At 61.7% G+C, this 22,418-nt stretch carries 23 protein-coding genes; 7 read left to right on the forward strand and 16 right to left on the reverse strand.

The features are described from left to right. Window positions 1-16: 16 nt before the first annotated feature. The 8 genes from rpe to NKI99_RS09145 are packed head-to-tail and all read right to left on the reverse strand — an operon-like array spanning window position 17 to window position 8,718. Window positions 17-703 carry a ribulose-phosphate 3-epimerase gene (rpe, locus tag NKI99_RS09110; RefSeq protein ID WP_128303317.1) on the reverse strand — a complete coding sequence of 229 codons (687 nt, stop codon included), beginning with the start codon at window positions 701-703 and terminating at the stop codon, window positions 17-19. Window positions 704-762: 59 nt separating this feature from the next. After that, entirely contained in the window at window positions 763-1,701 is a 939-nt protein-coding gene (gene cbbX, locus NKI99_RS09115; RefSeq protein WP_023810399.1) for a CbbX protein, read from the reverse strand. Window positions 1,702-1,708: 7 nt separating this feature from the next. Further along, window positions 1,709-2,143, reverse strand: a complete 435-nt coding sequence (locus tag NKI99_RS09120) for a ribulose bisphosphate carboxylase small subunit (protein ID WP_013532057.1) — start codon at window positions 2,141-2,143, stop codon at window positions 1,709-1,711. An 18-nt stretch (window positions 2,144-2,161) separates the two neighbouring features. Then, window positions 2,162-3,655, reverse strand: a complete 1,494-nt coding sequence (locus NKI99_RS09125; protein ID WP_352610604.1) for a ribulose-bisphosphate carboxylase large subunit — start codon at window positions 3,653-3,655, stop codon at window positions 2,162-2,164. Between the two features lie 21 nt (window positions 3,656-3,676). After that, the gene (fba, locus tag NKI99_RS09130) at window positions 3,677-4,756 is read right to left on the reverse strand and encodes a class II fructose-bisphosphate aldolase (RefSeq protein ID WP_352610606.1); all 1,080 of its coding nucleotides are present in this window, start codon (window positions 4,754-4,756) and stop codon (window positions 3,677-3,679) included. A gap of 11 nt (window positions 4,757-4,767) precedes the next feature. After that, on the reverse strand, window positions 4,768-6,780 hold the full coding sequence (tkt, locus tag NKI99_RS09135; protein WP_352610608.1) for a transketolase: 2,013 nt from the start codon (window positions 6,778-6,780) through the stop codon (window positions 4,768-4,770). Window positions 6,781-6,790: 10 nt separating this feature from the next. Next, complete coding sequence (locus tag NKI99_RS09140) at window positions 6,791-7,663, reverse strand: phosphoribulokinase (RefSeq protein ID WP_352610610.1); 873 nt, start codon at window positions 7,661-7,663, stop codon at window positions 6,791-6,793. A gap of 8 nt (window positions 7,664-7,671) precedes the next feature. Then, the gene (locus NKI99_RS09145; protein ID WP_352610612.1) at window positions 7,672-8,718 is read right to left on the reverse strand and encodes a class 1 fructose-bisphosphatase; all 1,047 of its coding nucleotides are present in this window, start codon (window positions 8,716-8,718) and stop codon (window positions 7,672-7,674) included. Window positions 8,719-8,842: 124 nt separating this feature from the next. Between NKI99_RS09145 and NKI99_RS09150 the strand changes: the two genes are divergently transcribed. Further along, the gene (locus NKI99_RS09150; RefSeq protein WP_127319312.1) at window positions 8,843-9,781 is read left to right on the forward strand and encodes a LysR family transcriptional regulator; all 939 of its coding nucleotides are present in this window, start codon (window positions 8,843-8,845) and stop codon (window positions 9,779-9,781) included. Window positions 9,782-9,973: 192 nt separating this feature from the next. Continuing rightward, on the forward strand, window positions 9,974-10,174 hold the full coding sequence (locus NKI99_RS09155) for a hypothetical protein (RefSeq protein WP_023810407.1): 201 nt from the start codon (window positions 9,974-9,976) through the stop codon (window positions 10,172-10,174). Between the two features lie 15 nt (window positions 10,175-10,189). On the opposite strand, the gene NKI99_RS09160 is transcribed toward NKI99_RS09155, so the two are convergent. The 6 genes from NKI99_RS09160 to NKI99_RS09185 are packed head-to-tail and all read right to left on the reverse strand — an operon-like array spanning window position 10,190 to window position 15,229. Next, a complete protein-coding gene (locus NKI99_RS09160) occupies window positions 10,190-10,819 on the reverse strand; it encodes a hypothetical protein (RefSeq protein WP_023810408.1) in 630 nt (209 codons plus the stop codon). Continuing rightward, window positions 10,819-11,655 (reverse strand): lanthanide ABC transporter permease protein PedC, encoded by an 837-nt coding sequence (locus NKI99_RS09165; RefSeq protein WP_050580490.1) that lies wholly within the window; start codon window positions 11,653-11,655, stop codon window positions 10,819-10,821. Before NKI99_RS09165 ends, NKI99_RS09160 begins: the two co-directional genes overlap by 1 nt. A gap of 35 nt (window positions 11,656-11,690) precedes the next feature. Then, the gene (locus NKI99_RS09170; protein WP_128303321.1) at window positions 11,691-12,479 is read right to left on the reverse strand and encodes a lanthanide ABC transporter ATP-binding protein PedB/LutE; all 789 of its coding nucleotides are present in this window, start codon (window positions 12,477-12,479) and stop codon (window positions 11,691-11,693) included. 55 nt (window positions 12,480-12,534) lie between these two features. Further along, a complete protein-coding gene (locus NKI99_RS09175) occupies window positions 12,535-12,978 on the reverse strand; it encodes a hypothetical protein (protein ID WP_023810411.1) in 444 nt (147 codons plus the stop codon). Between the two features lie 28 nt (window positions 12,979-13,006). Next, complete coding sequence (locus tag NKI99_RS09180; RefSeq protein ID WP_352440192.1) at window positions 13,007-13,978, reverse strand: YVTN family beta-propeller repeat protein; 972 nt, start codon at window positions 13,976-13,978, stop codon at window positions 13,007-13,009. A gap of 21 nt (window positions 13,979-13,999) precedes the next feature. Continuing rightward, window positions 14,000-15,229, reverse strand: a complete 1,230-nt coding sequence (locus NKI99_RS09185; protein ID WP_352440193.1) for a lanthanide ABC transporter ABC transporter substrate-binding protein PedA1 — start codon at window positions 15,227-15,229, stop codon at window positions 14,000-14,002. 250 nt (window positions 15,230-15,479) lie between these two features. Between NKI99_RS09185 and NKI99_RS09190 the strand changes: the two genes are divergently transcribed. Genes NKI99_RS09190 through NKI99_RS09205 form a run of 4 tightly spaced genes read left to right on the forward strand, consistent with a single transcriptional unit; the run spans window position 15,480 to window position 19,846 of the window. Continuing rightward, a complete protein-coding gene (locus NKI99_RS09190; protein ID WP_352610614.1) occupies window positions 15,480-17,309 on the forward strand; it encodes a (5-formylfuran-3-yl)methyl phosphate synthase in 1,830 nt (609 codons plus the stop codon). 3 nt (window positions 17,310-17,312) lie between these two features. Further along, window positions 17,313-17,864 carry a flavoprotein gene (locus NKI99_RS09195; RefSeq protein WP_023810415.1) on the forward strand — a complete coding sequence of 184 codons (552 nt, stop codon included), beginning with the start codon at window positions 17,313-17,315 and terminating at the stop codon, window positions 17,862-17,864. Then, complete coding sequence (locus tag NKI99_RS09200; protein WP_352610616.1) at window positions 17,857-19,251, forward strand: DUF6513 domain-containing protein; 1,395 nt, start codon at window positions 17,857-17,859, stop codon at window positions 19,249-19,251. The genes NKI99_RS09195 and NKI99_RS09200 overlap by 8 nt, the downstream gene beginning before the upstream one ends. A gap of 4 nt (window positions 19,252-19,255) precedes the next feature. Then, window positions 19,256-19,846: a DUF447 domain-containing protein gene (locus NKI99_RS09205; protein WP_352552647.1), complete on the forward strand. Its 591-nt coding sequence runs from the start codon at window positions 19,256-19,258 to the stop codon at window positions 19,844-19,846. Window positions 19,847-19,865: 19 nt separating this feature from the next. On the opposite strand, the gene NKI99_RS09210 is transcribed toward NKI99_RS09205, so the two are convergent. Beyond that, window positions 19,866-20,903: a hydantoinase/oxoprolinase family protein gene (locus tag NKI99_RS09210; RefSeq protein WP_352610618.1), complete on the reverse strand. Its 1,038-nt coding sequence runs from the start codon at window positions 20,901-20,903 to the stop codon at window positions 19,866-19,868. Window positions 20,904-20,936: 33 nt separating this feature from the next. On the opposite strand from NKI99_RS09210, the gene NKI99_RS09215 reads away from it, so the two are divergent. Then, window positions 20,937-21,647 (forward strand): HisA/HisF-related TIM barrel protein, encoded by a 711-nt coding sequence (locus tag NKI99_RS09215; RefSeq protein ID WP_128303328.1) that lies wholly within the window; start codon window positions 20,937-20,939, stop codon window positions 21,645-21,647. Between the two features lie 137 nt (window positions 21,648-21,784). Here NKI99_RS09215 and fae read toward each other — a convergent pair whose 3' ends face one another. Beyond that, on the reverse strand, window positions 21,785-22,291 hold the full coding sequence (gene fae / locus NKI99_RS09220; RefSeq protein WP_013532036.1) for a formaldehyde-activating enzyme: 507 nt from the start codon (window positions 22,289-22,291) through the stop codon (window positions 21,785-21,787). Between the last annotated feature and the right edge of the window lie 127 nt (window positions 22,292-22,418).

Raw genomic sequence — 22,418 nt, forward strand, 5'->3', positions numbered from 1 at the left:
CCTCCGATGGAATGGTTTACGCGGCTTTCCGGATCGCACCGTCGGCCGCCTGTCGGATGGTTCCAATGTTGGCGCGATAGGCCGCCTCGGTGCCCCCCTTGAACACGGCCGACCCGGCGACCAGCACATTGGCGCCGGCCGCGGCGACCAGCGGGGCGGTTTCGGCCGTGACGCCGCCATCGATTTCGATGTCAATCGGGCGGTGGCCAACCAGTGCCTTGATTCGCCTGATCTTCTCGATGACCGCGGAAATGAAGGCCTGGCCGCCAAAGCCTGGATTGACCGTCATCAGAAGCACCAGGTCGAGCCTGTCGAGCACATATTCGATGGCGCTCTCCGGCGTCGAAGGATTCAGCGATACGCCGGCCTTCTTGCCGAGATTTTTGATCGCCTGCAGGGAACGATCGAGATGCGGCCCGGCCTCGGCGTGCACCGTGATGATGTCGCAGCCGGCGTCGGCGAAGGCGGCCAGATAGGGGTCGGCCGGCGCGATCATCAGATGGCAGTCGAAGACTTTGTCCGTTCGGTCGCGGATCGCCTTGATCACCGGCGGACCGAAGGTGATGTTGGGTACGAAATGCCCGTCCATCACGTCGAGATGGATCCAGTCGGCACCCGCCCGCACGACAGCTTCGACCTCGTCGCCGAGCCGCGAGAAATCCGCGGAAAGCACCGAGGGTGCGATGATTGTCCTGGTGACCATGGTCGTCGTCTCCAATCCTGTCTGCGCTGTTGGTCTCTGCGCCAGCCGGCTCCATCCCGTCAGCGCATCTTCGTCTCCGGTTCGCCTTCGAGTTTCCCTTCCGCGAACACGCGGCTGCCGCGGATGTCGGATTCCTCGATGGTGACAAGATCGGCCTTGGTCAACACCCTGCTGCGCGATGCGAAAAGCCGGTTGGCCTGCCGCAGCCGTGCCCGATCGAGCCCATTGCGGACCGAACGCGCGTTGGAGAAATGCGGCAGCCTCATGCGGATCGGAAGATACTCTTCGAGCGCACGGGATGCCGCCTCGCTGAGGCGATAATTCTGCTCCGCGAGCATAATCTCGGCGATTGATTTCAGTTCGCTGACACCATAGTCGGGGAAATCGAGATGGTGGGCGATGCGCGAACGCATACCGGGATTGCTGTCGAAGAAGCGGTCCATCTTGTTCTTGTAGCCGGCAAGGATCACAACCAGATCGTCACGGTTGTTCTCCATGCACTGCAGCAGGATTTCGATCGATTCCTGGCCGTAGTCGCGTTCGTTCTCGGGCTTGTAGAGATAGTAGGCCTCGTCGATGAAAAGCACGCCGCCCATGGCACGCTTGATCACCTCGCGGGTCTTGGGCGCGGTGTGGCCCACATACTGGCCAACAAGATCGTCGCGCGTCACGGCGACCATGTGGCCTTCGCGGACATAGCCCAGACGATGCAGGATTTCGGCCATCCTCAGCGCCACGGTGGTCTTTCCGGTGCCGGGATTTCCCGTAAAGTTCATGTGCAGCGTCGGGGCGCCCGAGGTCAGCCCGAACTTGCGGCGAAGCCGGTCGACCAGGAGGAGAGCGGCGATCTCGCGGATGCGGGTCTTGACCGGCTTCAGGCCAACGAGTTCACGGTCGAGCTTGTCCATCACCTCGTCGATGTTGGAGGCCTCGAACTCGGCCTGCAGATCAACCGTCGCGTCCTGTGCGGCAGCGTCCTTGGTCATCGCGTTCAGCATGGTTCAGCTAGCTCCGCTCGCCCTCGGGCCTGTCGGTCGCATAAGGCACGATCGAATAACCCTGGCTGCGGCCGTCGCGCTCCTGGCGCAGCAGCCGGAACCCGGGTTCGCTGGGCGGCCGGTTGACAATGAACGACATGCGCGGCGCTTCCCAGCCCTTGGTCGAATCGAAGGCGGTTACCCGCACATACATGTTCGGACAGGCTTTCCGGCATGCATTGACCTCGAGCAGTATGCCCGCCGGATCTTTCAAATCGAACATCGGGTTGCCGTACATTTCCCAGTAGGTGTTTCGCGGATGCGGATCGTCCGTGTACTCGACGCTGACCGCCCAATGGTTCTTCAGCGCGTATTTGATCTGCGCCGAAATCTGCTCATCGGTCAGGTCTGGCAGGAACGAGAACTGTCCCTGCGTGACCTTGTTTCCCGGATTGGTCATCATGACGATGGTTCCTTTCGTCTAGAAGCTGGGCGTTGCGGTTGGCACGAAGTCGGCCGTGTCGGTCGATTCGTAGTTGAAGGTGACGTCCTTCCAGGTCTCCAGGGCAGCCTTCAGCGGCGTGCACCATCTGGCCGCCTGTTCGAGGATCTTGGTCCCTTCGCGCAAATAATCGCGCCCCTCGTTGCGGGCCAGGATCATCGCTTCCAGGGCGACGCGATTGGCCGTCGCGCCTGCCTGGATGCCGTCCGGATGGCCGATTGTGCCGCCGCCGAACTGCAGGATGACGTCCTCGCCGAGATAGTGGATCAACTGATGCATCTGGCCGGCATGGATGCCGCCCGAGGCGACGGGCATCACCTTGTTGAGCGAGGCCCATTCTTGATCGAAGAACAGCCCGGTTTCGAGGTTCTGCGGCGTGCGCTCCTCACGCAGCGTGTCATAAAATCCCTTGATCATGAGCGGGTCGCCTTCCAGCTTGCCGACCACCGTGCCGGCATGGATGTGGTCGACGCCGGCCATGCGCATCCATTTGCAGATGACGCGGAAATTCATGCCGTGGTTCTTCTGGCGCGAATAGGTCGAGTTGCCGGCACGGTGCAGGTGCAGGATCATGTCGTTGCGGCGTGCCCACTTGGCCATAGATTGGATCGCCGTGTAGCCGATGACGAGGTCGATCATGACGATGCAGGAGCCAAGCTGCTTGGCGAATTCGGCGCGCTCGTACATCTCCTCCATCGTGCCGGCGGTGACGTTGAGATAATGGCCTTTGACCTCGCCGGTGGCAGCCGACGCCTTGTTCACGGCCTCCATGCAGTAGAGGAAGCGGTCGCGCCAATGCATGAAGGGCTGCGAGTTGATGTTCTCGTCGTCCTTGACGAAATCGAGGCCGCCCTTCAGCGCTTCGTAAACGACGCGCCCGTAATTGCGGCCCGAGAGGCCGAGCTTCGGCTTCGTCGTAGCGCCGAGCAGCGGCCGGCCGAACTTGTCGAGCCGCTCACGCTCCACCACGATGCCAGTCGCCGGCCCCTGGAAGGTTTTGAGGTACGCGACCGGGATACGCATGTCTTCCAGCCGCAGCGCCTTGACTGCCTTGAAGCCGAACACATTGCCGATGATCGATGCGGTCAAATTGGCGATCGAGCCCGGCTCGAACAGGTCGAGGTCGTAGGCGATGTAGGCGAAGTACTGTTGTTCGGTCTTGGTTCCGGGACCGGTGTTCGGCACCGGCTCGGAACTGAACGCCTTGGCGCGGTAGAGCTCGCAGGCGGTCAGCCGGTCGGTCCACACCACGGTCCACGTCGCGGTGGAGGATTCGCCGGCGATGGCGGCCGCCGCCTCCTCGTGGTCGACACCGGGTTGCGGCGTGATCCGGAACATCGCGATCAGATCGGTTTCCTTGGGCCTGTAGTCAGGCTCCCAATAGCCCATCTTCTTGTAGGGGATGACCCCTGACTTGTAGCGTTCCTTGCCTTCCTTGAGCGTCCCCGCTGGCAGTATGTCGATCTTGTTCATGACAGGTCTCCTGTTTGTTGCTCAGGCGGCTTTCGCGGTTGCGATATGGGGGTCGAGTTTTCCCGCGGCGTAACGTTTCGCCATCTCGTCCATGGCGATGACCTTGATCTTCGAGGCGTTGGAGGCCGTACCGAAACGCTCGAAGCGGTCCCGGCAGAGATCGCGCAAGGCATCCATGGCGGGTTTCAGGAATTTGCGGGGATCGAACTCGCGCGGGTCTTCCGTCGCGACGCGGCGGAACTGTCCGGCCATGGCCATGCGGCAATCGGTGTCGATGTTGACCTTGCGCACGCCGAAGCGGATGCCGCGCTCGATCTCCTCGACCGGAACGCCAAAGGTCTGGGGCATCTCGCCGCCGTATCTGTTGATGATGTCCTGCAGCTCCTGCGGCACAGAGGAAGAGCCGTGCATGACCAGATGCGTGTTGGGCAGCTTCTCGTGGATCGCCTCGATCACCTGCATGGCCAGGATGTCGCCGTCCGGCTTGCGGGTGAATTTGTAGGCGCCGTGCGAGGTGCCGCAGGCAATCGCCAGCGCGTCGACCTGGGTTGCAGTCACAAAATCGACCGCCTGATCTGGATCGGTCAAGAGTTGGTCGTGAGAGAGCGCGCCCTCGGCGCCGTGGCCATCCTCCGCCTCGCTTTGGCCGGTTTCCAGCGAGCCGAGCACGCCCAGTTCGCCTTCGACGGAAGCGCCGACCCAATGCGCCATGCGTGCGACGCGTTCGGTTATGGCGACGTTGTAGTCGTAGCTTGCCGGCGTCTTGGCGTCCGCCATCAAGGATCCGTCCATCATCACCGAGGTGAAGCCGTGGCGGATCGCGGAAAGGCAGGTGGCCTCGCTGTTGCCGTGGTCTTGATGGATGCATAGCGGGATGGCCGGGTGGATTTCGGTCAGCGCCTCCATCATCTTGGCCAGCATGATGTCGTTGGCATAGGACCGGGCGCCACGTGAAGCCTGGATGATGACTGGCGCGTCGCAGGCCTTGGCCGCCTCCATGATGGCGAGGCCCTGTTCCATGTTGTTGATGTTGAATGCCGGAACGCCGTAGCCGTGCTCGGCGGCATGGTCGAGAAGCTGGCGAAGGGTGATGCGAGCCATTGTGAATCCTCCTAGATGATGAGCTTCAGCGCCGCTGCAGCAACCGCTTCGGACGTTATGTTGAAATGCCGGTAGAGGTCGGGGGCAGGGGCGCTGGCGCCGAAGCCGGTCATGCCGACGAAAGCGCCGGTCTCGCCGATCCAGCGGTCCCAGCCCAGCCGGGCTGCCGCTTCGACCGCGACGCGCGGCGCCGAGCCGAGAACGGCCTTGCGGGTGGCGCTTTCCTGCTCCTCGAAAAGCTCCCAGCACGGCATCGACACGACGGCGGCGGCGACGCCATGCTCGGTCTCCAGCCTTTCGGCGGCAGCAACCGCGATCTCGACCTCCGAGCCGGTGGCGATCAGGGTGACGGCGCGGTGCTTTGCCGGCTCGCGCAGGATGTAAGCGCCCTGGCAGGAGCGGTTCTCGTCGCTGTGCGACCGACGCAGCATCGGCAGGTTCTGGCGCGACAGCACCAGGACGCTAGGCCGATCCTTGCTCTTTAGCGCGAGTTCCCAGCACTCCGCCGTTTCGATGACATCCGCCGGGCGGAAGACGTTGAGATTAGGCGTGGCACGCAGCATCGCAAGGTGCTCGACCGGCTGGTGCGTCGGGCCGTCCTCGCCGAGGCCGATGGAATCGTGTGTCATCACATAGATGACGCGCTGGCCCATGAGCGCCGAGAGCCGCATCGCGCCGCGCGCATAATCGGCGAAGCACAGGAACGTACCGCCATAGGGCACGAAACCGCCATGCAGCGCGATGCCGTTCATGGCGGCCGCCATGCCGTGTTCACGAATGCCGTAGTGAATGTAGCGGCCGGCATAATCACCCGGCGCAATGCGGTTCATGCCCTTGGTGATCGTCAGATTTGAATGCGTCAGATCGGCCGAGCCGCCGACGGTCAATTCCGTTGCGCCGTTGATGACCTCGAGCGCCATTTCGGAGGCTTTTCGCGTCGCCACCTTGGTTGCCTTCTCGACATGTTCGCGACGAAAGGCGTCGAGCGCTTTGAAGACGGTGTCGGGCAGTTCGGCGGCGACGGCGCTCTCGAAAGCCTCGCGCCGCGGCGAGGCGGCAAGCCGCTGCTCCCAGTCGCGCCGCATCGCTTCGCCGCGACCGGCAATCTCGCGCCAGGCGAAAAGGATATCATCCGGCACATCGAACGGCGCGTGGGCCCAGCCGATGTTTTCGCGTGTCGCGGCGATCTCTGCTTCACCCAGCGGTGCGCCGTGCGTCTTCTCCGAACCGCCGAGATTGGGGGCACCCATGCCGATCACTGTGCGGCAGGCAATCAGCGATGGCCGATCCGACCGCCGCGCCGACTCGATTGCCGCGGCGACTGCCTCCATGTCGTGGCCGGCGACGCTTTGGACATCCCAGCCGGCGGCCTTGAAGCGCGCCGGCTGGTCCATCGACGTGGAGAGGGAGGTCGGCCCGTCAATGGAAATCGCATTGTCGTCCCAGAAGACGATCAGGCGGGAAAGCTTCAGGTGACCAGCGAGGTCTATCGCCTCGTGACTGATGCCCTCCTGAAGGCAGCCGTCGCCCGCAATCACATAGGTATGATGATCGACCAGATCGGTACCATAGCGGGCGGCAAGCATACGTTCCGCCAGCGCCATGCCGACCGCCGTGGAAATGCCCTGTCCGAGCGGTCCGGTGGTGGTCTCCACGCCAAGCGCATGGCCGTATTCCGGATGTCCGGCGGTGCGGCTGCCCAACTGCCGAAATCGCTGCAATTCCTCGATCTGCATGTCTTCATAGCCAAGCAGATGATGCAGCGCGTATTGCAGCATCGAGCCGTGGCCGGCTGAAAGCACGAAACGGTCACGGTCGGGCCAGCCCGGCCTCGACGGATCGATGTTGATGAAGCGGTTGAACAGCACCGTTGCGACATCGGCCATGCCCATCGGCATGCCAGGGTGACCCGAATTCGCCTTTTGGACGCTGTCCATCGCCAGCGCGCGAATGGCGTTCGCCATGTCGCGCTCCGAGACGGGAGCGGTTGTGGTGACGGGCTTCAGTGCTGTTTGGCTGGTCATTGCATCCTCCTCACGACACACGGCTCTTGCGTTCAGTCAATTGCAGAATGAGCGGCGTCAGGATCAGCTGCATGGCAAGATCGAGCTTGTTGCCTGGCACCACGATGGAATTTGGCCGCGACATGAACGAGTCGTGGATCATCGACAGCAGATACGGAAAATCGATGCCGCGCGGATTGGCGAAGCGGATAACCAGCATCGATTCGTCGGGCGTCGGAATCCAGCGCGCGATAAACGGGTTGGACGTATCGACGATCGGCACGCGCTGGAAGTTGATGGCGGTCTGCGAGAATTGCGGGACAATGTAGCGGACATAGTCGGGCATCCGGCGCAGGATGACGTCCATCACCGCCTCGGTGGAATAGCCGCGTGTCGAACGGTCGCGATGGATCTTCTGGATCCATTCGAGATTGATGACCGGCACGACGCCGATCTTGAGATCCGCATGCTTGGCCAAATTGATCGTGTCGGTGACGACACAGCCGTGCAGCCCCTCGTAGAAGAGCAGGTCGCTGGGAGCGAATTCGCGCCATTCGGTAAAGGTTCCCGGGGGCGTGCCGTGCTGCTTTTCCTCTTCCTCATCATGAATGTAGGTGCGGGTCTTGCCGGTTCCGCGGCGGCCATATTCCGCGAACACCTCTTCGAGAATTCCGAGTTCGTTGGCCGCGGCATTGAAATGGGTGAAGTTCGGGTTGCCGGCCTTTTCCTCCTCGGCCACCTTTCCCTTCATCGCCGCGCGGTCGTAGCGGTGGAATGCGTCGCCTTCGATGAAAGCGGCCTCGATGTTCTCGCGCCGGAAAATCAGCTCGAAGATGCGCTTGACCGAGGTCGTGCCGGCGCCCGACGACCCGGTGATGGTGATGATAGGGTGTTTGGCTGACATGGTGCTGCTCAGGCTCTGAACAGGCCGCGGCGGCTGAACAGCGGCGCACGCTCACCGATGTTGCTCGGCTCTGTGTGGTAGCGGGTGATGCGCGCGACTTCCCGCGCCGACCCGAAGATCATCGGCACGCGTTGATGCAGGCTCTCGGGTTCGATTTCCAGGATGCGGTTGATCGCATCGGTGGCGGCACCGCCAGCCTGTTCTATGAGATAGGCGATCGGGTTGGCCTCGTAGACGAGGCGCAGCCGTCCCTGACCATAGCCCTTGCGCCGATCGCCGGGGTAGAGAAAAACGCCGCCGCGCATCAATATGCGGTAACAGTCGGCAACCAGAGAGGCGATCCAGCGCATGTTGAAATCCTTCTCGCGCGGTCCTTCGGTGCCCTCCAGGCAGTCGTCTACATAGAGCCGCACGGCCTCGTCCCAGTGCCGGTAGTTGGCGGCGTTGATGGCGAACTCCTGAGTGCGTTGCGGAATGATCCGGCTTTCATAGGCCTGGACGAAGGTTCCGAGCCTTGTCGAGAAGACGAAGACATGCGTGCCGCTGCCGAGCGACAGGACGAGTGCCAGCTGCGGCCCATAGATGAAGAAACCGGCGCCTAGCTGGTTCACGCCCGCCTGCAGGAAAGAGGCGGTCGGATCAGCGTCCGGCGCGCCAGTTGCGGTCAGGAGCGAGAAGATCGTTCCGATCGACACGTTGGTGTCGATGTTGGAAGAGCCGTCGAGCGGGTCGATCGCGATGGCGAGTGGCGCTTGCCTGTCGAGCAGGACCGGCTGCTCCAGTTCCTCGGAGGCGTAAAGCGCGACCGGTGCGCGGCGCATGGCGTCGAGGAAGATGTCGTCGGAGAAGACGTCGAGATCCTTCTGGACGTCGCCGTCGGCATTGGCGCCACGGGTTTCGGCAAAGGCGGCGCCGAGCACCCCTTGGTTGATGGTGTTGCGGACCTTGATGGCGGCCTGTGTCAACTGACGGACGGTCGTCACAACTGCCGAGCGAAATTCGTCAGGCTGGCCGAGATAGGAGTTCAGAAAAGCGTCGAGCGTTGCCGCTGGCATCGTAACCTCCCGGTCGGGCCGCATCTCCTCGGAGCGGCTGGACTGGAGGAATGGAAACAAACGTCGCCAGATAAGTAAAATTCAATAACTTTACTTAACCAGTAAAAATAATTTAGTGTGCGGCATGAGAAACCTCACGCTTAAGCATTTCAAGACCGTCCAGGCAATCATCAAGTGCGGCAAAATTGTCAGCGCAGCCAAGATGTTAGGTCTGTCTCCTCCAGCGCTGACAATCCAGCTGCGGCAAGTGGAGGAAGAATTCCAGCTGGCTCTGTTCGACCGAACGTCGGACGGCATGCGTCCCACTGCCGCAGGTCGGGCTTTCGTCGAGACGGCGCAGGTTATCGAGGAGCATCTCGGTTTGCTCGAAGACAAGATGGATGCCATCAAGGGCGTACGCACCGGCAGCTTGAGGCTCGGCGTTGTTTCCACCGCCAAATATTTCGCGCCGCGGCTGATGGCTGCGTTCATGAAGGACCATCCCGACATCGACATGCGGCTTGCCATCGGCAACCGTGCCCAGACGATCGACAACCTCAGGAACCACGACATCGATATCGCGCTGATGGGGCGCCCGGCGAAGGAGGTTCCGGTGCGTGCTTCGGTCTTCGGCGATCACCCGCTGGTCATCATCGCGCCGCCCGACCATCCGTTGGTCGCGGCGCGCGATATCTCCAAGGAGCGCATCGCCGAGGAGCATTTCCTTATTCGCGAGCCCGGCTCCGGAACCCGCATCTCGTTGGAAATATTCCTGAGCGACGTACCTGGGCGCATCGACGACCTCGGTGTCGAGATGGCCTCGAACGAAACGATCAAGCAGGCGGTGATGGCTGGTCTCGGCATCGCCTTCATCTCTGCCCACACCATCGCTGCGGAAACCGAAGCAGGCCGGCTTGTCATCCTCGACGTTGTCGGCATGCCGATCCGCCGGCAATGGTTTTCGGTGATGCGAACCGATCACGCGATCTCGCCGGCCATGGCCACGTTCAACGATTTCCTGATGCGCAAGGGCGCGATGTATCTGCCCCTTTTCGGAAAGCTGTATCCAGACAAGGCGGGATGACATTGCACGAACGCAACGGATGAAAGCCCGGTGGATAACGCTCGCGATCGTTGGTGTTATATAAGCAATATGTTATGTTGCAGTGCGAAAGAGCGGGGGCCACGTCCTTTCACACCCGTAAGCGATCCGTATGTGCAACCCCTGCAGAAATCTCCCGGGTAGGGTTCGGGAATTCGATGGGGAAAAGGGGTAATGCTTTACACACTCGTTATGATGGTCTGCCTGACGGATGTACCGCGGACCTGCGAACAACGCGAACAAATGGTAGACGGTCTGGCGATGAATCCCGGGACTGCCTTCATGCAGGCGCAGCCGCTGGTGGCTCGGTGGATCGAGACGCATCCCGGTTATTTCGTGCAGCGCTGGCGTGTGCTGCCTGGCAGGGGGTCATGAGGCAGGCGCCAAGGTCTATTTCTTCACGACGAGCGTTTCCGAGACGGTCTTCGACAACTGGTAAAGCCGCTGCTCGATTATCGTGGGCACATCGCAGACATAAGTCAGCGACTGGACCCGTTCGGTGAAAATTCGCGTCGCGAAATTCAGCTGGTCGGTTCGCCGTTCGACTTCGTCCGGATCCGCATCGGCCTTGGCGCGCAGCGCGTCGACTTCGGATGCTTCCTTGCGCAACTGTGCCGCCATTTCGAGCTGTTTGTGCGCATAGCGGGAGATGCCGGAGATCACGTGCGAACGCTCGGCGTCCATATGGTCGAACATTCCCTGCACCAGCATCGTCATTTTTGGTGCGACCTGCTCGGCCGACAGGGAAGTCGCGAAATCCTTGATCTCTTTCTGGGCTTCGGCAATCGGCGTCCGCCGGGCCGCCACCGCCTCGACAAGCGCCGACACACGGGCATCCTTCGCCCAATCTTTCGCGGTCGCAGGAAGCTCCGGCCCATTCCAGATCTGGCCAAGCGAGAGCTGTGGCACCTTACGCTGCATGCAGGGCCAGTCGGGATCGGTGTTTGCCGCGCCGGCGCTCCCCATCGAGGCAAGCGTGGCGACCAGAACCAGAGTGTGAGCAAGCCTCATTCGCGCCATCAGGCGTTTCCTCCCATGTCCTGTTTGCGGATCACCAAACCGCGCGAAGGATCGTATGCGATGATGGCGCCGCCCAGAAACAGCAGCGTGCAGCCGGCGACGACGCCCAGCGACAGCCATTCGATCTGTCCGTAGAAGGCAAAGCGGATCAGTTCGACGGCATAGGTGAACGGGTTGCAGAGGCAGATCTTGTAGAGCAGCGGGCTCGCCTCCTGGATGCGCCACAAGGGATAGAGCGCCGGAGACGCGAAATAGCCGGGAAAGATGACGAAGTTCATGATGCCGGCGAAGTTTTCGAGCTGCTTGATCAGCGAAGACAAGAGCATACCGAGCGCGCAAAGCATCATGCCCGACAGGAACAGTGCCGGCAGCACGTAGAGGTAGCCGAGTGGCGGCGCCTTGACGCCCCACAACCAGGCAACGATCAGGAACGCGTAGACCTGCACGATCGATACGGCCACACCGGCCAGCATCTTCGACACCAGCAGGAACCAGCGCGGAAACGGGCTGACCAGCAGGATGCGCATGTTGCCCATCTCGCGGTCGTAGACCATCGACAGCGAAGACTGCATGCCGGAAAACAGCAGGATCATGCCGCAAAGGCCCGGTGTGATATAGACCTCGTAGAGCACATAGGTCTTGTAGGGCGGGATGATCGACACGCCGAGCACCTGGCGAAAGCCGGCGGCGAAGATGAACAGCCAGACGAGCGGCCGGACCAGCGAGGAAATGAAGCGTTCGCGCTGGTGCAGGAAGCGCAGGCACTCGCGCAGGACGACGCCTTTCAGGCAAATGAGATAGTGGCGCAGGCCGAATGGCTCAGACCGCACCGGCATGATGCCGGCGACCTTTCCAGGCATCGCAGGAGCGCTCATGGCGACGTCTCCGCCATGCCCGCCGCATCGACGCGGCTGAGCTTCGAAAAGGTTTCGCGAATCGAATTTCCACCGTTCGCACGGGTCACATCCGACACCTTGCCGCTCGCGACCAGATCACCCCGCCGCAGTATGACAACATGGTCGGCGTCTTCGACTTCGTCGATCAGATGCGTGGCCCAGAGCACGCCGATGCCCTCTGCCTGGACGAGCTTGCGGATGGTGGCGAGGATGCCCGCGCGGGATTCGATGTCGAGGCCGACGGTCGCCTCGTCAAGCAGGAGCAGGGAAGGTCGGTGAAGCAGCGCCCTGGCGATTTCGATGCGTCGCATCTGACCGCCGGAGAGGCTGCGTGCCTTGTCGTGCTGGCGGCCCTGCATGTCGACCGTTTCAAGCAGCGCGGCAATGCGCTGGCGAGCTTCGCGTCCGCCAATGCCATGCAGCGAGGCGTGGTAGGAGAGATTCTGGTAGACGCTGAGGTCGAGGTCGAGCGTGCGTGCCTGGAACACGATGCCGACCCGTCTGAGTGCTTCGCCGGACGCGCGGCGAATGTCATGGCCGAAGATGCGGATCGATCCGTGACGCGTGTCGTAGAGGTGGCTTATCAGTGAGAACAGCGTTGTCTTGCCGGCCCCGTTGAGGCCGAGCAGAACGGTGAAAGTCGCCGGCGCGATCGAGAAGGAGACGTCGTTGAGCGCCCGCTTCTGGCCATAGGAATGGCTGACGGCGCCGACATCGAGCGCCGCCACCTCTTCTCCCGGACCGTTTGTCCTCATATGCTGCATGCCGGGTCGCTCCTTCAGGACGCGTTGGCTATCTGGCGCCCTGGTCGCCTTTGTCTCACTTGATCGTAATCTTGCCCTTCAGTCCCTTGTCGGCAAGGTCGGGAACCGACCAGGTATATTCGCCCGGGCGAACGGTATGGAACTGCACCTGGATCGTTCCCGCATCGTCGAATTCCAGCCAGGCTGGTCCGCCGTCCATATGCACTTCCAAATCGTTGATGACGATCTGGTCCATCCAGACATTGCGGAAGAGGTCGGTCACGAACTTGTATTCGAAACCGCCTTTGGAGGTGATCTTCCAGCGATACCCCTGGCCGGCGATCAGCTCGAAGTCCTTCTGATTGACGGCATAGGTGGAATCGGCCGAACCGATAATCAATTCCGGCAGGTTCTTGCTGGCACGCGACGGTTTTGGTGTTGCGTCGTCGGCGCTTGCTCCGATCGGAGCAAGGACAAATCCGGCGAGCGCGGCGAAGAAAAACCTGCGGCAAAGTTTCATGTCTTGACCTCCCGATGATCAATGTCTGCTATTTGGGCGAAATGACCACACCCCAGGGCTGCTGGCCCACGGTGAGCGATTGGACCGGCTCGTCGGTGGCCGTGTCGATGAAGGTGATATCGTTGGAATTGCCATTAGTGGTGATTAGCGTTTTCTGGTCGGGCGTGAAGGCCAGATGCCAGACGCGCTGGCCGACGAGGATGTATTTCTCCACCTCGTAGGTATCGGTATTGATCACCGCGACATGGTTCGCCGGGCCGAGCGCGACATAGGCTTTCTTGCCATCGGCACTGATGGCGATGCCTACCGGCTGGATGGTTTCGGCCCGCAGTCCCTGAATCGCGAACTGGATCTTCTTCACCACTTCGCGTTTGGCGTTGTCGATGACGCTGACGGTGCCGCCAACCTCGGCGCTGACCCAGACCTGCGTGCCGTCGGGCTTGAAGTCGGCGAAGCGCGGGCGCGTGTCGACCAGCACGTTGTCGGTCACCTCATGCGTGCCGGTGTCGATGAAATGCGCCATGCTGGTGGTTTCCGAAGTGTTGACCATGGTCTTGCCATCGGGGCTGACACCCATGCCTTCCGGTTCCACGCCGACCGGAATCTCGGCCAGGACCTGCTTGCTTTCGACGTCGATGGCGGTGACGAGATTATCGTCCTCATTGGCGACATAAAGCGTCTTGCCGTCCGGCGAGAGCACGAACAATTCGGGATCGGGGCCGGATGGCAGCGTACCGACGATTTCAAGCGTCGCGGTATCGATGATCTGGACCGTATCGTCATCGCTGGCGCATAGGTAGACGAACTTGCCGTCATGCGAGATGGTGATGCCGCGCGGCCTCTGGCCGACTTCGACGGTCTTCATCACCTGCATCGTCGCCGTGTCGACGACGGTCATCGTGTTGTCCTTCTCGTTGGAAACGTAGGCCGTATAGGCCGATGCGGGGCTGACTGTCAGGCCGGCCGCGAGAATGGCGAATGCGCAAGCTCGTTTCTGCACGCAAATTCCTCCCGATTGACTCTACTTGAGAGCGCATTTCGTTTCCGGCTGATCGACACCGAGCGTGTCGAGTTCGGAGACCTGGTGAAGATAGCCCTCTTGTGGCGATGTCGAGACGACGGACTTGGTATCGCCAAGCAGGATCGGCTGGCGAAGCTGGAGGTTCCATTTGCGGAAGGTCAGCTTCTGCCCCTTGAAAGCAGCAACCGAAAAATCGTCAGAGCGCATGTAGTCGCTGATCTTTTTCGCATCGTCGCCGTTGGTGCGCGTGGTGGCCTCGCCGACGGCACGCACCGCCGTCCAGGCCGACATGTCCTTGGAGAGCATCCGCCGGCTCGTCGTCTTCAGGAAGCGGCTCTGCATCTGGATGCCGCCCCACTGTTCGCTGGCGGGATGCCACGACGATGCAACCAGACCGGCCGTGCCGGCGACCAGCCGCGGCGTCCAGGTGCGATAGGGCACGTAGGTCCCGAAAACCTCGCTTTCGTCGGCGACAAGCACCACGTCATGCTCCGGGAGATCTTGCGTGAACACGGAAATCTGCTGCTGTATCTGCGTGGCGCCGGTGTCGGTGCGCCTGGCTGTGCCGGTATCCTTGAATTCCTTCTCGGCGACGATCTGGCCGCCGAAGCGGGTCGCCGCGCGGCGCAACGCATCGGCGTAAAGATGATCCTGCTCATGCGATCCATAGAGCAGCACCCAATTCGGCCACTTCTTCACCATGAGATACTGCGCCAGCGCATCGGCCAGCATGCTGCGCGTCGGCGCGATATGGAAAACGTTGATGCGGCAGTCCTCCTCGCGAAGGCTGTCGTCGGTCGCGCCGACGTTGAAGATCAGCACGCCTTTTTCGCGGGCGATGTCGGCGATCGACAGCAATTGTTTTGCTGAAAGATCGGCGACCACATAGCGGTCGCCTTTGGCGATCAGGTCCTCGAATGCCCGAACCGCGTCGCCTTCGGGTTTGATCTCGGTCACGTCCAGGCTGAATTTCTGGTTGGTGAACTTTCCCGTCGTGTTGTTGTCGCCGATTGCCACCTCGGCGCCGGCGACACCTTCGTCACGTGGCGGCAGGTCGAGCATGGAAAGCGTCAATTGCGGTGCGTAGGCCCGCAAATAACCTATTTTGATTTCAGTTGTCTTTTTTTCCGGCTTCGCCACCGTTTCCTGGCCTGTCGCGTCGGAAACGTTGACGGTCAGGGAAAAAAAGCACAAAAAGGCAGCGAGAGTGCCTGGCACCGCGCTCGTCATCGATAGTAATTACCCATTCTTGCGCAAAGGTTCGACTGTTGCCGGACCCGCGCCAAGTCAAGGTGCCCATGATCAACTTAGCCGACCCGCAAAATTTATCAAACCCTATCGGACGACTTTTCGCGCCTGCCAGAACGGTGCGGAAAGTCGCCAGCGTCGATTCGCGTGGCAACACCGACGAGACGTGGCGCAGGGGCATCGACCGCCTTTATAAAAACGTCTTGTCCTCCAAACTGGAGAAACTGTTCAAATGACCAGAATGCTGGCAAGCGTCACCGGAATCGAAGAGGCGGAGATCGCTCTTTCTGGAGGTGTCGATATCGTCGACCTGAAGGACCCGAAGGCGGGAGCCCTGGGCGCGGTGTCCACGGAAACCATGCGCCGAACCATTTCGTTCATCGCTGGTCGGGCTCCGGTCAGCGCGGTCTGCGGCGACCTGCCGATGGAGCCCGAAACGATCCGCATCAAGGCCGAAGAGATCGCGGCGACCGGCGTCGACTATGTGAAGATCGGATTTTTCCCTTCGGCAAATATCTCTGCCTGCGTAGAAGCGCTCGAACCGCTCGCTGCACGAACGAAGCTGATTGCCGTGCTGTTTGCCGATCTGGCGCCGGAGTTCGAGCTTCTGCCGATGTTCGCCAGGCATCGCTTCCATGGCGTGATGGTCGATACCGCGCAAAAGGGGAAGGGCCGGCTGCTCGATCATCTGCCGCCGGAGCGTATTCCGGGATTCGTCGATCGCACGAAATCGCTCGGTCTGATGGCAGGCCTGAGTGGATCGTTGGAAGCTCCGGATATTCCGCGCCTATTGCCTTTCGCTCCGGATTTTCTCGGCTTTCGGGGGGCGCTGTGTGGCCATTCCGGTCGCACGAGTTCGATCAGCGCCGAGGCGGTCTCGCAGATTCGAGAGTTGATCCCGACGGAATCCGGGACCGGCGGTCAATTGAGTATCGACTATCGCCTGTTGGCGGCGAGAGGCTATTCGCCGGACACCGACCCGACACTGGGCACGGACAGGATTTTTGTGCGGGATTTTGTTCTGCCGGTCCAGATCGGCGCCTACAGCTTCGAGCATGGCCATACTCAAAAAGTGCGCTTTGATGTGACCGCCGACGTGCTGCAAATCACCGACCATCCCGAGGACATGCGCCATGTATTCTCTTATGACATCATCATGGACGGCATTCGCACCATCGTCGCGCGAGGCCATATCCAGCTCAGCGAGGCTTTGGCCGAGCAGGTGGCAGCGCACGTCCTGGAGAACCAGCGGGTCGTGCGCGTTACGGTAAGGGTGGAAAAGCTCGAGCTCGGTCCTGGCGGTGTCGGCGTCGAGATCGAACGCAAGCGCCAATCGGCGGGACGCGGCGCTGCCTCCGGCACCGCTGGCCGAGAAGACCGAAGCGTTGTCTTCCGGCCGCGCCAGGAACGCCCCGAAATGCTCCGACGGGCCATCGTCAAGCTTGGCGGCAGCACGGCCCACGCGGCGGAGATGAAGAGCTGGATCGCAGCGCTGGCGGGTTCCCGGCTGCCGATCGTCATCGTGCCCGGCGGCGGGCTCTTTGCCGATCATGTGCGTGAGACGCAGACACGCATGGATTTTTCCGACACCGCCGCACATGCCATGGCGATCCTGGCCATGGAACAGTTCGGCCATGTCATCCTCGACCGGGACGAAAGGCTGACGCCGGCACGGTCGCTGGATGAGATCGGGCGAGCGTTGGAGGCGGGGAAGGTTCCGGTGTGGCTGCCGTCGTCACTGGCACTGCCGGCGCTGGATGTTCCGGCCTCCTGGGACATTACCTCCGATTCTCTGGCCGCCTGGCTTGCCGGTAAGCTTGGCGCAAACGCGCTGTTGCTTATCAAGCAGACCGGTGCATTCTTCGACAGCGATACCGCTGACAGCCTGAGGACCCGAGGCATTGTCGACCCAGGCTTTGCCGCCATGCTGCCTGACGGCGTCGATTTCCATCTCGCCGGTCCGAAGGATGCTGCCGAGGCCGGCGCGATGCTCGTGTTGGGCAAGCTGCCCGGCATCAGGATCGTGGCTTCTACAGGGTCGTCGGCAAAGAAGGCGGGATAGCCGATGGTGAAGCTGCATGTGCCGCGCTGGGCGTGGGTTTTGACGGGTTCCGGGCATTTTTTTACGGAGAGCTTCGCACTTGTTCGCCAACTCGAACATTGCGATGTCTTCGTGTCGAAGGCCGCCAACGAAGTGCTGCGCATGTACAAGCTCAAACTTGATTTCCCGGAGACGACGCGCGTGCTGCACGACAAGACCGCGAGCGCGATCCCGGTCGGCGAATTCTACCACGGTGTCTATCACACGGTCGTGGTGGCGCCGGCCACGTCCAACACGGTCGCCAAATGCGTGCATGGCATTTCCGACACGCTCGCCACCAATGTCTTTGCCCAAGCGGGAAAGTGCCGTGTGCCAGCCATCGTCTTTGCTTGCGACACCGCACCGGAACTCGAAACCCAGGCACCGCACGGGCTGGTCAAGGTCTATCCGCGCAGGATCGATCTGGAAAATACCGAGCAGTTGAAGAGTTTCGAGCGGACCCAGGTGGTCGAGTCGCTCGCTGATCTCGAAGCCTCGCTCACACGGCGACAGGCCGAACTCGCAAGCGATGGCTGAGCGGCTGGTTTTTCTTACCGGCCATCTGGCCAAGGCGCGGCTGGAACGGCTGCTGGCCGGGCTGGGCAGAACCGAATTCGCGTGGGAAATCGTCGACGTCGGCGTCAAGGTCGCCGCGCTGATGAGCGAGGACATTGTGAAGCGTCGGCTCACTCTGACAGGAGACGCCGACCGCGTCATCCTACCCGGACGCTATCGGGGAAACATCGAGCACCTGTCGGAGCATTTCGGCGTGCCTTTTGTGCGCGGCCCCGACGAGATCGCCGACCTTCCGGCCTTCCTTGGCCGGGCGGGCAAACCGCCGGATCTGACGCGTCACGATATGCGCATCTTCGCCGAGATCGTCGATGCGCCGATGCTGTCGGTCGAGGCACTGATGGCGAGGGCCTCGATGCTAGCTGCGGCCGGCGCCGATGTCATCGATCTGGGCTGCCTGCCGGAGACGCCGTTTCCATTGCTGGCGGAGGCTGTGCGAGCGCTCAAGGCACGGGGATTTATGGTCAGCGTCGATTCGGCCAGCGTGGACGAACTGACGATCGGGGCACGCGCCGGCGCGGACTATCTTCTCAGCCTCGATGAGAACACGCTGCCGTTGATCTTCGATCATAGGGCTACGGCAGTGTTGATACCTTCCACGCCTGGCGATCTGGATTCGCTCGGCCGGGCCATCGAAGCCGCGCAAAAGGCCGGTATCGCCTTCATTGCCGATCCCGTGCTCGACCCGATCCATTTCGGCTTCGCCGTTTCACTCGGGCGCTTCATCGAGGCGCGGCGCCGCTGGCCGGACGTCGAATTGCTGATGGGCACCGGCAATCTCACCGAATTGACCGACGCGGACAGTTCTGGTGTTACGGCCGTTCTAGCGGGACTCTGCTCGGAACTCGGGATCCGAAACGTGCTGGCGGTGCATGTCAGCCCACACACGGTGCGGACGATCGAGGAGCACGATATCGCCCGCCGCGTCATGTTGGCTGCTTGCACGGACGGCGCCTTGCCGCGCGGCTATCACCCAGGCCTGTTGCAGGTCCACGATCGCAAGCCTTTCACAGCCTCAACCGACGATATCGAGGCATTGGCGGTCCAGGTGCGCGATGCCAACTTCCGGATCGCGGTAGCGGAGGACGGCATCCATGTTTTCAATAGCAAAGGGCATGCAGTTGCCACGGATGCGTTCGAACTTTTTGCCGGGCTGGACGTCAACGCCGATGGCGCACACGCTTTTTACCTCGGCGCCGAACTGATGAAGGCCGAGATCGCCTGGCGCCTCGGCAAGCGTTATGTGCAGGACGAGCCGCTCGCATGGGGCGTTGCCGCGCCGGCTCCCGAAACCGACCGTACCCGTCTTGCCGAGCCGGGCAAGACGCTCCGCGCAAGGAAAGAGCGCTAGGACCATGCCCTACATTCGCGAATCGATCATCACGACGGTCAACAAGGCAGGCAACGTCCACATCGCGCCGATCGGCATCATCGCCGAGAATGACGGCTGGGTGATTGCGCCGTTCCGGCCGTCGGTCACGCTCGACAATCTCGCCGAAGTGCCGTTCGCCATCGCCAATTATACCGACGACGTGCGTGTCTTTGCCGGCTGCCTGACAGGCCGCAAGCATTGGCCAACTGTTCCGGTTGACGGGTTTCCGGTGCCGAGGCTCGAGGCCGCGCTGGCGTATTCGGGCCTCGAAGTTCAAGCGGTCGATGACAATGGCGTGCGCCCCCGCCATTTCTGCCGCGTGGTGCGGGAGGAAGCGCTTGCGCCGTTCACCGGCCTTAACCGAGCCAAGGCGGCGGTGCTTGAGCTGGCCATCCTGGTCAGCCGGCTCGGCATGCTGCCGCGCGACAAGATCGAGGCGGAAATCGCCTACCTTTCGATCGCCATCGAAAAGACAGCAGGCGACGGTGAAAAGGAAGCCTGGGGCTGGCTGATGCAGCGTGTCAGCGATCATTTGACCGCCAAAGGTTCCGGGAGCAAGGACGCGCGGGCTTAGGCCGAGCGCCGCATCCTGCTTACGACGGATATCCCGCCAAAAGCGCTACCGCGGAAGCGGGTGCCGCGCTGCTCGCTTGGCCGCGAACGGTGTCATCCGCGGGGATGATGTCGGCGAAATCGACATAGCTGCGTTCCATGCGTTCGGCCAGTCGCCTGATCTGCCAGCGACCGATTCCGGCCCCGACGATCGGGACATCCCGAGGCAAGGTCCCGGCAACCAGCGACGCTGCATCATGCATTTTGCGCAGTTGCTGCTCGCTGAACCAGCGCGCGATTTCACCCCATTCCGGCGAGGTCAGGTCAGTGGCGTCGCGCCCGACCATGCGCGCCAGCCGCGCGATCGAGCCATCCACGGTCTTTTCCTTGCCGTCGGCGGGAGGGTGCCTGTCGTCGTCCTCGTCGAGCACGCCCAGGATGCGGTGAGCGTCGGCGATCGAGGCGAAATACTCGTTCATCAGCGGCGTTAGCCTGCCATGGACGGGAGCCGACGAGGCTACGCCGAACAGGAATGTCCTGGTAAAGCCGGTATAGACCAATTCGCCGGTTAGAAGCCGTCCGGCGTCGGTGTAGCCGTCATTGGCCACGACGCCGTTCTTGATGGGAATGATATCGGTGGTGGTGGAGCCCATGTCGACGAACAGGGCATCGCCGGCGAGTTTTGCCACCAACAAGGCTGTCGCGTGCCAATTGGCGGAAGCCACATCGGCGGCTAGCTGCGCTGCCCGCTCAATCCCGACGAAACCGGATGGCCCAGCATAGACCAGCTTTTTGTCTGTGGGGAAATGGGTGGAAATCTGACCCAGCAGAGCCCCTACGCCGACATCGCGGGACGGAAAGATGTCCGACAGTTCGCCCGTCATGGTGAATGCGTTGAGATCCGCACCCGCGTAGATCAGAGCCGTTTCGTCGAGGGCTGAAGCCAGCTTGTGCAGCCCTTGCCAGAGCGGCGTTGCGATCGTTACCGCCTCGACGATGCGACCGTCTTGTGCGCGGGTCACCTTCAGATGTGCGCCGCCAATGTCGAAACCGGCAATGATGCCCTTTCTTTTTTCCACGCTTCAAGCTTTCATGACGGGGGCAATTGGTCGGTGAAAAAAGCGTTGCGTATCATTCCGGTTCTCGACCTGAAAGACGGCGTGGTGGTTCGCGCCCAGCAGGGAAAACGCGATCGCTACAGGCCGATCGTTACGCCGCTCAGCCGAAGCCCTGATGTCGTCGCGGTCGCTGAAGGACTGCGTGGGCTTTATCCTTTTTCGACCTTCTACATCGCGGATCTGGACGCTATCGAAGGCGGTGTGCCAAACAGCGACGCACTCGCCCGGCTGAGGACGATGGCGGAGCCGCCGGAACTTTGGGTCGATGCCGGTGTGGCCGACGAAAAGACACTTTTGGCGGCGCTTGCCGAACGCTCGCTGTCTCCTGTTCTGGGCTCTGAATCGCAGCGGGACGACATGTTGCTGCGGCGTTTTCGCGATCATCCCGATCTCATCCTGTCCCTTGATTTCGTCGGCGATAGTTTTTGCGGACCGCGTTCTCTTCTCGATGAGCCCGAGCTTTGGCCGCAAAAGGTGATTGTCATGACGCTGGCCAAGGTCGGTGCGGCCGCCGGTCCCGACTTCGGGCGGTTGCAGGAGGTCAAGGCCAAGGCCGGAAATCGCGCCGTCATCGCGGCCGGCGGCGTCCGAGATGAGACCGACATCAGCGCCTTGTCGGCGATGGGTGTCGCCGCGGCGCTGGTCGCAACCTCATTGCACAACGCTACGCTCACCCCCGGCCGCCTCGCGTCACTCGGCGCCTGACAATCGTCGCTCGTCAACTCCCGAAGGGCGAGCGCCCTTCGGGAGTTGACGTTTCAAAAGCCCAGAACCTTTTTCAGCCGGCGCAACAGACCATCCGTCTCAGAAGAGGGTTTTTCCTGTGCGGGGCTGTCTCTTGTCTAGGCTGCGAACGGATGCTTGACCTTGTCGCGCTGGGCCGTTGCTTCGGCGGCGGTCGGCGTTCCTGCAACGGCGCGCTGGATAGCTTCCTTTGTCGCCTCGTAATTGTATTTCTGGATCTTGGCGTCGTCCGCCGCGTCCCAATGGATGAATACCCCGACGCAGATGAACACGTCGTCCGCTTCGTTGGCCGGAATGGTCCCGTCCGCGACGCTGTCCTGCACGGCCTTTGCCACTGCGTGCTGCGCCGGGCCGAACATCTGGACCGCCTGCTTGGCGCCCTTGATCGTGACCTTGTTGAACATCACGGTGTTGGGTTTGCATTGAAGATTGGGCGCGATCACCGCCAAAAGCGAAGTAAAGCCGTCCTTGTTGTTGGTAAGCGCGTTGCAGAATGCCGTTTCGACCGCGCTCCCCCGCGGGCCGATGAGCAGGTCGACATGCGCGACTTCGTTGCCGTCTCCCACCAGCGATTCACCGACCATAACCTTTGAGATTTTTGCCATGCCAATTTCCTCCAAGACACAATTATGGTGTCCACGGACGCTGCAACCGAGCAGGCGCTCGATGGACAGCTATCCTTGTTGGCAGCGTCCGGATTTGCCCGGACCGGTTGGCTAGATAGCCGCGGAA

It is taken from the genome of Mesorhizobium sp. M0239 (genome assembly GCF_040321815.1).
GTDB lineage: Bacteria > Pseudomonadota > Alphaproteobacteria > Rhizobiales > Rhizobiaceae > Mesorhizobium.